This window comes from Vibrio sp. ArtGut-C1 (assembly GCF_002105475.1).
Taxonomy (GTDB): Bacteria; Pseudomonadota; Gammaproteobacteria; order Enterobacterales; family Vibrionaceae; genus Vibrio; species Vibrio diabolicus.
This window is the reverse complement of record NZ_NCTH01000002.1, coordinates 86,510-99,279: the sequence shown is the minus strand read 5'-3', so window position 1 is coordinate 99,279 and position 12,770 is coordinate 86,510. Positions and strand designations below refer to the sequence as shown.

Sequence of the window (12,770 nt, the reverse complement as noted above, 5' to 3'; positions counted from 1 at the left end):
CCACCCAACCTTTACCTATTCACTACTGCTTCAGATAAGCAAAGTAATCTTCCAAAAAATCATCAAAAGATAGCGTGTCACTTTGTTCCGCTTGCTTTTGCTTTTCTACTGACGACGCCACTTCCGTTTCCATCGTATCTTGCGAGTAGTACTGATAACCGTGAGCTAGATTTTCCTCGCGGTACTTCATGCCAAGCGCACAGCCGACTTTACCTAACCCACCAAGCTCTTTCGTCAGCTCTAAAAGTTGACCTGAAATCGTTAGTTCTGGGTTATCAATCCATGTCCCGAGTTTATTACACACATCTTGGTATGCACTGCCACCAGCAGCCATATCCATTTGCTGTGCTATCTGACGCAGCTCGACAAACACTCGATGCGCCCAATCTTGCAGAGATAGACGTTCACCTTGGCAACCAATTTGAAGCATTAGCCCTTTTTCACGACCAGAAACAATGACTTTGTTCCAGTTGTCGCGCCAACACTCTAATTCACAGTTGTCCATTGGATCCGAGTCTGACAAGGCCGCCCAAGTCAGGAAGAGATCAAGGAATCGTACTTGCTCTTCATCCAACCCCACTGCGCTGAATGGGTTAACGTCTAGAGAGCGAACTTCAATGTACTCAACCCCACCGCGTCGTAACGCATCTGAAGGCTTCTCACCACTTTTCGACACGCGTTTCGGGCGAATTGGAGCGTATAGCTCGTTCTCAATTTGTAAAATATTGGAATTAAGCTGGCGGTATTCACCGTCCACTTTGACGCCTATTTTCGCAAACTCTTCTGATGGGTGACGAATCGCATCGCTCAAACCATCCAGATACTGATCAATGCTGTTAAAGCCAATTTTCAGTACACTTTGCGCACTATTGGTGTAGCCCAGATCGCTCAAACGCAAAGACGTCGATTTCGGCAAATACAAAGTGCCGCCAATTTTCTCGAATGGCAGATCGGTTTCACGACCTTGAATAAAAGAGCCGCATAACGCTGGCGATGCACCGAAGAAATACGGAATCATCCAACCAAAACGGTAATAGTTACGGATCAGCGCAAAGTAGGCATCAGACTTAGCATCTTGGCGGGCTTGTTCATCTTGCTCGCCGTATAGCGCATCCCAAAATGTCTCAGGGAACGAGAAGTTAAAATGCACACCTGAGATGATTTGCATCAGGCTGCCATAGCGGCGTTTTAGGCCTTCTCGGTACAGGGTTTTCATTTTTGCTGCATTCGAAGAGCCGTACTGAGCAAGCTGAATATCCTCTTCCGAGCCGACATAACATGGCATGGAAAGAGGCCACATCTTTTCTTCACCCATTTTTGTCTGCGTGAAGTGATGGATATCTTTCAGTTGTGCCATCAGTTCTGGAATTTCATGTGACACAGGAGTAATGAACTCTAACAATGATTCAGAAAAATCAGTCGTGATCCATTGGTTTGTGAACGCTGAGCCTAACCCCTCTGGATGAGGTGTTGTTGCTAGATGTCCATCCTGACGATAGCGCAAAGTTTCTCGCTCAACACCGCGTCCAAACTGCTTAAATACTTCGGGGTTTGATGCAACTTTTTTTAGTCGCGCAGCAAAATCAGTCAAAATGAGGTTCGCTTATATTGGGAGCAGGACACTTATCACAAAGGACAAGCGTAAGCTAAGTTATTGATATTTAATGCATCTAGATAAATAACCCACGAAAAGTCGCTTATCTAGATGAATAGCGGAGAAACGTTTCTCCGCTATTAAATGTGTACTCTATCGAATGATTTCAAGCTCTTCTACGTCTTTCCCCAACTTTTCTAATTGAGGACGCAGTGATTTAGCATCACCAACGACGATAATTTGATAGTCATTTGGATCAAACCACTTTTGAGCCAGTGCATTCAAAGTCTGCTTATCGACTTTTTCTACGATAGCGTTTCTTTGCTGCAAGTAATCTTGATCGAGGTTGTACTTAAGAATATCACTGATAAGTTCCGCTTTTTGTGTTGGCGTTTCATATTTCAGTGCATCTTTTTGACCGACCGCTTGACGCATAAATTTCATCTCTTCATCAGTAATTCCTGACTGCGAGTATTCATTTAGCTCATTTTCCATCTCAATGATAGAAGCAACCGTTGCATCCGCTCGTACTTGCGCGGTGAAAACAACCGAGCCAGTTTCTGGATTTCCAGAGAAGTAGCCGTAAGCGCCGTATGTGTAACCCTTGTCTTCACGTAGGTTTTGGTTAATGCGGCTATTGAAGTTTCCAGCTAAGTTGAAGTTTGCCAGTTGGCTTAGGTAAAAATCGCCCGTTGCATCGTAAGGCATACCCTGACGAACCATCATGACCACACTTTGTGGTGCACCTGGTTTATCAACAAGATGGATCTTTTGCTCACCTAATGCAGCGATGCTTTGCGGTGCATACAATGGCGCAGCTTCATCCTGCCAGTTTTTCCAGAACGTCAGTTGCTGTTCAATTTCCTGTTGATCAATGTCACCAACAACGACGATTTGCGCACTTTGTGGCGTGTAATGCTTCGAGTAGAATTCACGGACATCATCCAACGTTAGTGCACTGACACCTGCTTGCGTGCCGTCTTTTGGTCGAGCAAAGACAGAGTCCCCATAGAGCACCTGGCGAGTCGCTTGTGATGCCATCCAACTTGGGTTTTGATGCTCATACACAAGACCTTCTAGCGCTTGCATCTTCACACGCTCAAAGTCTGCTTGCTTGAATGCAGGAGACAGCAACATCTCTTCGACAATTTTCAACGTCGGCTCTAAGTTCTTTTCTAAAGCAGAAACGCTGATGTTTGTTGTGTAGCCCGTTGCATTCACGGAGATGACACTACCTAGTTTATCTAGCTCAGCTTGAATCTCTTCGACACTACGTTTCGTTGTGCCTTCTTGCAACATCGCGGCGGTCAATTGGGCAAGACCTTCTTTGCCCTTTTCAACAAAACGTGTTCCCGCAGGTAAACTAAACTGCATCATGACCGTTGGTGTTTCATCGCTAACCGCGCCAAGCAACTCCGAGCCATTATTAAAATGAAGCTCGTACAACTCAGGCATCGTCGCTTTCACTGGCTCCCCTACAGGCGGTTGCACAGAGCGATCGAAGTTATCGGTCGCACGACGATACGCCAATTGATCATCAGTGATCTTCTCGTATTCTGGTAGCGTACGTTTTGGCGTCACAAAGGTCGCTGGTTTTACGACAAGGTCAGTTTTTCCTTTTGGTACCACGCTTAGGGTCACTTTGTTCTTACCTTGGATAAAATCCGTATACGCTTTTTCTACCGATGCAGGCGTCACTGCGCGGATCTGCTCAAGCTGTTGCTCAAGACGGTCTGGCTCGCCGAAGAATGTCTCGTTGGATGCCAACTGCGTTACTTTGCCTTTAACACTTTCTAATGCAAAGATAGCATCCGCTTCCGCCTTACCCTTCAATTGTTCAAGGCGATCTTCTGTCACGCCTTTTTCAGCAAACTGATTGAGTGACTGTAAAAGCTCGTCGTACAGTTTTGATAGATCGCCTTTGTCCCCTGAATCACCCATTGCATAAACGTAAAAGTTACACGCCAGTTCTGCACAGTCATGGAATGAGCCCGCATCGACGGCTTTTTGAGTCTTGACTAAGTCTTGGTAGAGCACGCTGTTTGTACCGCCACCTAGCACTTCAGATAGCGTATCGAGAGACGCTTGGCTTTCTTCGCCGTTGTAAGTTGTTGGCCACGCGATCATCACCATCGGTTGTTGAATGCGATCTTCTAGCGTGATGTATTTGTCTTCTTGCAGTTTTGCAGGTTGTTTCGGCGCATTTTCAACCTCTGGCCCACGAGGAATCGAACCGAAGTACTTATTTACCCACTCAAGAGTTTGTTCAACGTCTAAGTCCCCACCGATAGTGATAGTCGCATTGTTTGGGCCATACCAACGTAAGAAAAACGCTTTGAGATCGTTCACATCAACACGATCAAGATCTTCAACATAACCAATAGTTTGCCACGAATACGGATGACCTTCAGGATATAACGCTTCAGACATACGCTCCCAAATTAAGCCATAAGGACGATTATCGTAACGCTGAGCTCGCTCATTTTTTACAGTTGAACGCTGAATTTCAAATTTGCGTTGAGAAACCGCATCCAGCAAAAAGCCCATACGGTCAGACTCTAACCACAGCATTTTCTCTAGCTGGTTAGCCGGGACAGTTTCAAAGTAGTTAGTACGATCACGGTTTGTCGTACCATTTAACGTACCGCCAGCCTCTGTGATGATTCTGAAGTGCTCTTGGTCACCAACGTTCTCTGAACCTTGGAACATCATGTGCTCAAAGAAATGCGCAAAACCAGACTTACCCACCTCTTCACGAGCCGAACCAACATGGTAAGTCACATCCACATGGACCAATGGGTCGGAATCTTCAGGAGCTAAGATCACCGTTAAGCCATTATCGAGTTTATACTTTTGGTATGGAATCTTAACTTTGCCTTCTTCCGCTTTCGATGACTCGACGAAAGTTACCCCTTTCGGCAGTGATGAAACTGGCGTATTTGATGCACAGCCCGTGATCACCAAAAGTGAACACGCGCCAACCCAAAACATCTTCATGTACTTTCCTTAAAATAATCCGAGATAGATGGCCGCAAGTAAGCTATACCTAGCAGCCTTTCCTAAAAATATTAAAATCACGCAAGGCAGAAACTTCATTCTCAGCCACCCTGCGGCTAAACACAGCGGGTCTCCAATCACAGGTAACCAGCTAAAAAACAATCCCCAATAGCCATACTTTGACAGCCACTTTAATGCGGTATGACCGTGCTTTTCTTCTTGCGCTTTGTTGGGAATCCACAAGCCAAGCCAATAATTTGTTAAGCCACCAAGCGTATTGCCGATAGTGGCGACCATAATAATTGACGAAACGGAATATTGATTTAATGAGAGAGTGGCAACTAAGCCCGCCTCAGAGCCACCAGGTAACAAAGTGGCACTGAGAAAACCGGTCATGAAAAGCCCCCATAATGCTGAATCTGAAAACCAAAGCGCTAAACTTTCAAAGCTCGTATTAAATGCTTCTAGCATGTCATATCAAGCAACACCTTGCCTCTGGTTCTTCCTGATTCAACTTGCTGGTGAGCAGCAATCACATCGCTCATCGGATAAACCTGTTGAATTTCAGTCTTCAGCAAACCAACGCCAACCATGTACAACAAGGTATCTAATTGCGCTGGATCTGGCTCAACCAACATGCCGTTAGCCTCAAAGCCTAGGAGTTTGGCTTTTTCACAAATCAGCTCAGCCGTGATGGTTGGAACGGTTATGACTCTCGCACCGTCTTTCAGGCATTTAAGCGCATCTAACGCGGCATCTCCACCTACTAAATCAATCAAAACATCAACGTCTTCAACACGTTCTGACACTGGTGCAAATTGATAGTTCACTGCGTGAGCGCCAAGGGTAGCCAGGTAGTCTAAATTTCGTTCACTGCAGGTTGTAAAGACTTCTGCTTTAGTCGCGACCGCGATTTGTACCGCTAGGTGTCCAACGCCACCGGCTCCTGCGAGGATAAGTACGCGATCGTTTTCTGTCACATTGGCTTTGCTGAGTGCTTGTGCCGCAGTTTGGCCAGCCAACGGTAATGCTGCGGCAGCCTCTAAAGTAACTGAACTGGGAACATGACTTAACTCAGCTTCTGGAACACATACGTACTGACTGTACCCACCGCCTCGGACTGGGAAACCGATAAATCCAGCCACCTCATCACCATCATCAAAACGCGACGCCCCGTCTCCACAGGACACGACTTTTCCTGAGATGTCGTAACCTGGTACCCAAGGTAAATTATCCTTGTTCTGCGCAGCTGCCCAACCGAGTCCGGCTCGAGTTTTAACATCAATAGGATTTACGCCTGAAAAAGCGACTTTTACTAAGACTTCACCAGGCTGTGGTGATGGTGTAGAAGCATGTTGAATCGCGAGTACGTTGGCATCACCAAATTCAGTGATAACGATCTGTTTGTGTTCCATAAACCATTCCCTGCAAGAAAACAAAAAGGGATGCGAAAGCATCCCTTTGACTATAAACCATTTTGTTAACCGAAGTTAATCGTGATTTTGTAAATTGGTTGATCATTCCATTTTCGGTAATGACTAGCCGACAAGTGCTAGCAAGATACCAGCGGCCACTGCTGAGCCCAATACACCTGCAACGTTTGGTCCCATCGCATGCATCAACAAGAAGTTTTGCGGGTTAGCTTGTAAGCCGACCTTGTTCACCACACGCGCGGCCATTGGTACCGCAGAAACGCCAGCCGCACCAATAAGTGGGTTGATGTCTTCTTTTGAGAACTTGTTCAGCAACTTAGCCATTAGCACACCAGCCCCCGTACCAATACTAAACGCAACCGCACCAAGCCCTAGAATGCCTAATGTTTCTAAGTTCAGGAATTGATCCGCTTGCAGCTTCGAGCCAACCCCTAAGCCCAAGAAGATCGTCACGATGTTGATCAGCTCATTTTGTGCGGTTTTCGATAGACGATCGACCACACCCGCTTCACGCATTAAGTTACCAAGACAGAACATACCGACAAGAGGCGTTGCTGAAGGTAGGAAAAGAATCGTCATGAGTAATACTGCCATCGGGAACAATACCTTTTCCCATTTACCCACGTGACGCAGTTGCGCCATTTGAATCTCACGTTCTTCCTTAGTGGTTAGCGCCTTCATGATTGGCGGCTGAATGATTGGCACTAAAGCCATGTAGCTGTACGCGGCTACAGCAATCGCACCAAGCAGGTCTGGTGATAACTTACTTGCTAAGAAAATCGCCGTTGGGCCATCCGCACCACCGATGATGGCGATAGACGATGCATCCGCCATGGAGAACTCCATACCAGGTACATAGTTGAGCAAAATAGCACCAAACAGTGTCGCAAAAATACCAAACTGAGCTGCCGCACCTAGCCACAACGTTTTTGGGTTTGCGATCAAAGCACCAAAGTCGGTCATCGCACCCACACCCATGAAGATCAACAACGGGAACACACCCGATTCAATCCCAATGTAGTAAACGTAGTAGAGCAAGCCGCCAGGCTCAGTAAAGCCAGCATTTGGAATATTCGCCAAGATAGCACCAAAACCAATCGGCAATAACAGTAAAGGCTCAAAGCCTTTTTTGATTGCCAAAAACAGCAAGGTACAACCAACCAGCATCATACAGATTTGGCCGAACTCGAAGTTAGCGATCCCTGTTTCTGCCCAAAGGGTTAACAATCCGTCCATGATACTCCCTTACGCTAGACTCAACAGAGGCGCACCTACTGTGACAGCATCGCCTTCTTTAACGTTCAACTCTTGGACAACACCACCACGCGCCGCACGCACTTCTGTTTCCATCTTCATTGCTTCAAGAATCAGTAGTACATCGCCTTCAGCCACTTCAGCACCAGGCTGAACATTCACTTTAAAGATGTTACCGGCAAGAGGAGCAGGCACCGCTTCAGCAGAAGCGCTAGAAGGTGCGCTAGGTGCCGTCGATTTTGCAGGCGCCGCAGAAGGAGCGACAGAGGTTAGCTCGCCTTGAGGACCGACTTCCACCTCATACACATGTCCGTCAACACGTACGCTATAAGTTTCTACGCCGCCAGTTGCTGTTTGCGCCGCAGGTACAGCAGGCTTCGCGGCTTCTAGCGTTGGTGCAGGTTCAAATGCTTCTGGGTTTTCACGATTCTTAAGGAACTTGAGACCAACTTGAGGGAAAAGCGCATAAGTAAGTACATCATCAACACGCTCGCTTGCTAGCTTAATACCCTCTGATTTCGCTTTCTCCATCAGATCAACAGTAAGCGTCTCCATTTCAGGCTCAAGCAAATCGGCAGGACGACAAGTAATAGGCTCTTTGCCATCAAGTACTTTAGCTTGCAGCTCTGCATTTAACTCGGCTGGCGCTTGACCGTATTCGCCTTTCAATAGACCAGCGGTTTCCTTAGTAATGCTCTTATAGCGTTCGCCAGTAAGCACGTTAATCACCGCTTGCGTTCCGACGATCTGCGAAGTTGGAGTCACCAATGGAATGAAACCAAGATCTTCGCGAACACGAGGGATCTCTTCTAAGACTTCATCAATGCGATCCGCCGCGCCCTGTTCTTTCAGCTGGCCTTCCATGTTGGTCAGCATGCCGCCAGGCACTTGAGCAATCAGGATGCGAGAGTCTACACCTTTCAACTGACCTTCCCACTTCGCGTACTTCTTACGTACTTCACGGAAATACGCGGCGATAGGTTCTAGTTGCTCGAGCTTCAAATTCGTATCTCGCTCGGTTCCTTCTAGCATCGCGACTACCGTTTCCGTCGGTGTGTGACCATAGGTACAACTCATTGAAGAAATCGCTGTATCGAGAATATCAATACCAGCTTCAACTGCTTTTACCGCTGTCGCAGTAGACAAGCCTGTCGTCGCGTGACAATGAAGTGCTAATGGCACATCACAAGACGCTTTGATACGCGTGATAAGCTCTTCCGCTTCATAAGGCTTGAGTAAGCCAGACATATCTTTAATACACAGTGAATGACAACCTAAATCCTCTAGACGTTTTGCCAAGTCAACCCAAGTGTCTGCGTTATGCACAGGGCTTGTTGTGTAAGACAGCGTACCTTGAGCATGTGCGCCAACATCGACCGTTGCTTTAACAGCCTTCTGGAAGTTTCGCACGTCATTCATTGCATCAAAGATACGGAACACGTCCATACCGTTAGCATGTGCGCGTTCAACGAACTTCTCTACTACGTCGTCGGCATAATGGCGGTATCCTAAAAGGTTTTGACCACGCAGTAGCATTTGCATTGGCGTATTAGGCATCGCTTTTTTCAACTCACGTAAACGCTCCCAAGGATCTTCCCCTAAGAATCGAATACAAGAATCAAACGTTGCGCCACCCCAAGTCTCTAGAGACCAGTAACCAACCTTATCCAACTCAGCTGCGATAGGCAGCATATCCTCAATACGCATACGCGTAGCAAATAGTGATTGATGGGCATCACGAAGGACCACATCTGTAATAGCTAGTGGTTTAGACATGCTCTTAAACTCCTTTTTAATCCTGGTTCGGCTACTTCGCGAATGAGGCGCGATGTTTATGAATCGCAGCCGAGATCGCCGCCACTACTTGTGGACTAACAGCTGAAGAGGTTGATTGAATATTAGTATTTGTTTTTGGTGCTGCGATCGGCTCTGGTACTTCTTCTGGTACCAATTTCGACATTAGCCGAACGAGATAAACAAGAATAGTGAGGAAAATAAATACGACCGCCATCCCCGTTAGCATCAGGGTGGCCGCATCTACTAGCAGGCTTCCTATATTAGTCATGTTGCTTCCTTTCTTTGTCATCCTGACAACGTGCAGGACTTTAATAGCGTCAAATCCCGACCAATGGATTATCTCGATTGGTTAAATTTTGTCAATTTTGTTTAAGGAAGGTTTGTAATAATCCTGATAAATGATTATTTATTCACTACCCAGATCACAGTTCATGACAAAATAATTACTGCGAATCTGCTATCTCCTTACGAACAGAGTAAAGGAGGACATAAATAAAAACTGCGATTTGGATTTCAAAACCAAATCGAGATTTACACATAAAAACTAATAAAAACAAAAGGATGTCATTTTGTAACAATTAATAAACAAATAAAAAACAAAGAAGTTACATGTAAACAATTGAAGTGAAAGAAACGGAAATTAATATACAGGAGAGATAGTAAGGATGGATTCACAAACTACAGCTGAAACTTTATTCCAAATTGCTTAGATAAGCACATATTCGCTTTTGGAAAAGAAGGACCTCGCCTCTAACAACTCTAGGCTATATTTCCTGATGTCCAGATACAAAAAAGCCTCGCAATTGCGAGGCTTTTTCAGTAAATGGCGCGTCCTGGAGGATTCGAACCTCCGACCGCCTGGTTCGTAGCCAGGTACTCTATCCAGCTGAGCTAAGGACGCGCAGTTTTCGATATCAACTTTCGTCAACATCAGGGCATTACCCTTCAATAAGTGGCGCGTCCTGGAGGATTCGAACCTCCGACCGCCTGGTTCGTAGCCAGGTACTCTATCCAGCTGAGCTAAGGACGCGCAAGTTTTCGATATCGACTTTCATCAATATCAGGGCATTACCCTTTAATAAGTGGCGCGTCCTGGAGGATTCGAACCTCCGACCGCCTGGTTCGTAGCCAGGTACTCTATCCAGCTGAGCTAAGGACGCGCAGTTTTCGACATCAACTTTCGTCAATATCAGGGCAATACCCTTTAATAAGTGGCGCGTCCTGGAGGATTCGAACCTCCGACCGCCTGGTTCGTAGCCAGGTACTCTATCCAGCTGAGCTAAGGACGCGCAATAATCTTATTTTACTTTGTATAACCCGTTTATCAAACGAATTATTAAATAGTGGCGCGTCCTGGAGGATTCGAACCTCCGACCGCCTGGTTCGTAGCCAGGTACTCTATCCAGCTGAGCTAAGGACGCGCAGATCTTCTTGCTAGGAAGTTGTGAAGCAAATCACATTCATTTCTTACGAAACAAAAAAAAGGCCATCGGGCCAGTCAATGAATGGCGGTGAAGGAGGGATTCGAACCCTCGATACGGGATAAACCGTATACTCCCTTAGCAGGGGAGCGCCTTCAGCCTCTCGGCCACCTCACCGTTTTCATTGTTATATCTCAGAAGAGATATGGCGCGTCCTGGAGGATTCGAACCTCCGACCGCCTGGTTCGTAGCCAGGTACTCTATCCAGCTGAGCTAAGGACGCACTTTTTTGTTGATTTCTCAACATTGCAAGAATGGCGGTGAGGGAGGGATTCGAACCCTCGATACGGGATAAACCGTATACTCCCTTAGCAGGGGAGCGCCTTCAGCCTCTCGGCCACCTCACCGTCTTGCGGAGGCACATATTACGTTTTACCGAAAATATGTCAAACACTTTCTTTGAAAAAATCCACGAAACTGACTTAACCGTTGCTGATTTAATCAAAGTGACTATTAAACGAACTTTACCACTCTATTATGATGAAAAAAAGAGAGTCTTCTCTGAAAAAAAGACATTTATTTTCAAACAACTTCCTGGTGTTCGATTCAACAATATTGACGGATTCACAGCCACAGTCAACACAATGGTTTCCGCAAATCTTCAAAAACATTAAAGACTAAAAAGGCCAACCCTTCGGTTAGCCTTTTTCATTCAAACTAAGCTCTGTAAACAGGAGCGACTTAGTAGTTACCTGAAGCAACGTTGCCATTGCCTTTTTCAGCTTGAATGCGCATGTAGATTTCTTCACGGTGAACTGAAACCTCTTTCGGAGCGTTAACGCCGATACGTACTTGGTTACCTTTCACACCTAGTACAGTTACAGTCACTTCATCACCAATCATCAGTGTTTCGCCTACGCGGCGAGTCAAAATTAGCATTCTTTGCTCCTTGAGTAATCTCTAAATTTTCTTGCTACAAAGCTATTATCCAACAAAAGTTATATTTTCGTAAACTACCTTGTTAGCGAAAATCAGCCTAAAAAGGCATGTTTTTGTTGAATGTTTAATGCTTCACTAGATGTAATGTAAGCATCATGCAGAATGTTTGCTGCTGTATCCACACATTCGGGTGCTAAAACTAGCATCATAGTGAGTGCATTCGTTGCGCTGAAATTGATCTCAATATCTCGCTTTGCCAACAAATCGCATGCGTGCTCTACCATTCCATTGGCCTCAAGCCCCACTGCGGTCAACAGGCTTACCACTTCACTATTACGGATTTTGTCGCTGAACACCAGATCGAACTTGGCACATGCATCTTGTTTTATCATGATACCTGCCCGTTCTGCTTCCTCGATCACATTCCAAATGTCTATACCCAGCATCTGACATTGTTTTGTAGCACTAGATAAATGTTCTTTATCGACTTCGATAATGGCAAGGTCACGTTGAATGGCTATACCAGAGACGGCTTGATTGCCTGACTCCCCCTTTACCAAACTGCCTTCATTAACATCAAATGTCGAAAGCACGCGTAGTGGCACATTATTCTTCCATGCAAATTGCACTGAAGGTAAATGTAATACTTTTGCGCCTCGGCTTGCCATCGCTTCCATTGAAGGAAAATCGATAACTGCCAATTTGCGCGCATTTTTCACTACACGTGGGTCACAAGTATAAATACCATCAACGTCGGTAAAGATTTGACACTCGTCAGCGCGCAATGCGCCCGCCAGTGCCACAGCGCTCGTATCTGAGCCACCTCGACCTAATGTGGTGATATCCCCGTTCTCATTCACACCTTGAAAGCCCGCAACAATCACGATTTGGTCTTGCTCAAGCAATCCCATAATTGTCGTGGTATCAATGTGTTTAATCGTTGCGTCATTGTGTTGATTATCCGTCACAATATTCGCCTGTGCTCCGGTAAGCGAGCGCGCAGCATGACCCATTTTATTCAAAGTCATGGCTAACAGTGCCATTGACACTTGCTCACCAGCAGAGAGCAAAACATCAAGTTCTCGAGCTGTAGGTACGCTATCTATCTGTTTAGCGAGATCCATCAGTCTGTTTGTTTCGCCTGACATTGCAGACACGACAACAACAACTTGATTGCCATCATTTTTCGCCTTAATGATGTGTTCAGCGACTTGGTGGATTCTTTCAATTGAACCCACAGAGGTTCCGCCAAACTTTTGCACGATAAGGGGCTTTTTCACCAGTCTTCACCTTCCCAAGACCGAAGTCTCTTTAGAACTGCTTACATCTTAAATA

9 protein-coding genes and 8 tRNA genes are annotated in these 12,770 nt (G+C 45.9%); all 17 read right to left on the bottom strand.

Annotated elements, in window-relative coordinates:
- Positions 1-22 precede the first annotated feature (22 nt).
- The 17 genes from gshA to B7360_RS02115 all read right to left on the bottom strand — a co-directional run bounded on the left by gshA (position 23) and on the right by B7360_RS02115 (position 12,715).
- Positions 23-1,591, bottom strand: a complete 1,569-nt coding sequence (gshA, locus tag B7360_RS02200) for a glutamate--cysteine ligase (RefSeq protein ID WP_085342644.1) — start codon at positions 1,589-1,591, stop codon at positions 23-25.
- A 156-nt stretch (positions 1,592-1,747) separates the two neighbouring features.
- Positions 1,748-4,591: a pitrilysin family protein gene (locus B7360_RS02195; RefSeq protein WP_085342643.1), complete on the bottom strand. Its 2,844-nt coding sequence runs from the start codon at positions 4,589-4,591 to the stop codon at positions 1,748-1,750.
- Positions 4,592-4,600: 9 nt separating this feature from the next.
- A complete protein-coding gene (locus tag B7360_RS02190) occupies positions 4,601-5,062 on the bottom strand; it encodes a YqaA family protein (RefSeq protein ID WP_085342642.1) in 462 nt (153 codons plus the stop codon).
- Positions 5,056-6,006, bottom strand: coding sequence for an NADP-dependent oxidoreductase (locus B7360_RS02185; protein ID WP_085342641.1), 951 nt, complete (start codon positions 6,004-6,006; stop codon positions 5,056-5,058). Before B7360_RS02185 ends, B7360_RS02190 begins: the two co-directional genes overlap by 7 nt.
- A gap of 123 nt (positions 6,007-6,129) precedes the next feature.
- Positions 6,130-7,260 carry a sodium ion-translocating decarboxylase subunit beta gene (locus B7360_RS02180; RefSeq protein ID WP_005396706.1) on the bottom strand — a complete coding sequence of 377 codons (1,131 nt, stop codon included), beginning with the start codon at positions 7,258-7,260 and terminating at the stop codon, positions 6,130-6,132.
- Between the two features lie 9 nt (positions 7,261-7,269).
- Entirely contained in the window at positions 7,270-9,054 is a 1,785-nt protein-coding gene (gene oadA, locus B7360_RS02175) for a sodium-extruding oxaloacetate decarboxylase subunit alpha (RefSeq protein ID WP_085342640.1), read from the bottom strand.
- A 31-nt stretch (positions 9,055-9,085) separates the two neighbouring features.
- Positions 9,086-9,343 carry an oxaloacetate decarboxylase subunit gamma gene (locus B7360_RS02170; protein ID WP_005379932.1) on the bottom strand — a complete coding sequence of 86 codons (258 nt, stop codon included), beginning with the start codon at positions 9,341-9,343 and terminating at the stop codon, positions 9,086-9,088.
- A gap of 556 nt (positions 9,344-9,899) precedes the next feature.
- A tRNA-Arg gene (locus B7360_RS02165) sits at positions 9,900-9,976 on the bottom strand.
- Between the two features lie 52 nt (positions 9,977-10,028).
- Positions 10,029-10,105, bottom strand: a tRNA-Arg gene (locus B7360_RS02160).
- Positions 10,106-10,158: 53 nt separating this feature from the next.
- Positions 10,159-10,235 (bottom strand) — tRNA-Arg (locus tag B7360_RS02155).
- 52 nt (positions 10,236-10,287) lie between these two features.
- Positions 10,288-10,364: transfer RNA gene (locus B7360_RS02150), tRNA-Arg, on the bottom strand.
- Between the two features lie 55 nt (positions 10,365-10,419).
- Positions 10,420-10,496: transfer RNA gene (locus B7360_RS02145), tRNA-Arg, on the bottom strand.
- An 85-nt stretch (positions 10,497-10,581) separates the two neighbouring features.
- Positions 10,582-10,673 (bottom strand) — tRNA-Ser (locus tag B7360_RS02140).
- Positions 10,674-10,702: 29 nt separating this feature from the next.
- Positions 10,703-10,779, bottom strand: a tRNA-Arg gene (locus tag B7360_RS02135).
- A 32-nt stretch (positions 10,780-10,811) separates the two neighbouring features.
- Positions 10,812-10,903 (bottom strand) — tRNA-Ser (locus B7360_RS02130).
- Positions 10,904-11,237: 334 nt separating this feature from the next.
- Positions 11,238-11,435, bottom strand: coding sequence for a carbon storage regulator CsrA (gene csrA / locus B7360_RS02120; RefSeq protein WP_004415691.1), 198 nt, complete (start codon positions 11,433-11,435; stop codon positions 11,238-11,240).
- 92 nt (positions 11,436-11,527) lie between these two features.
- On the bottom strand, positions 11,528-12,715 hold the full coding sequence (locus tag B7360_RS02115; protein WP_005393869.1) for an aspartate kinase: 1,188 nt from the start codon (positions 12,713-12,715) through the stop codon (positions 11,528-11,530).
- Positions 12,716-12,770 lie beyond the last annotated feature (55 nt).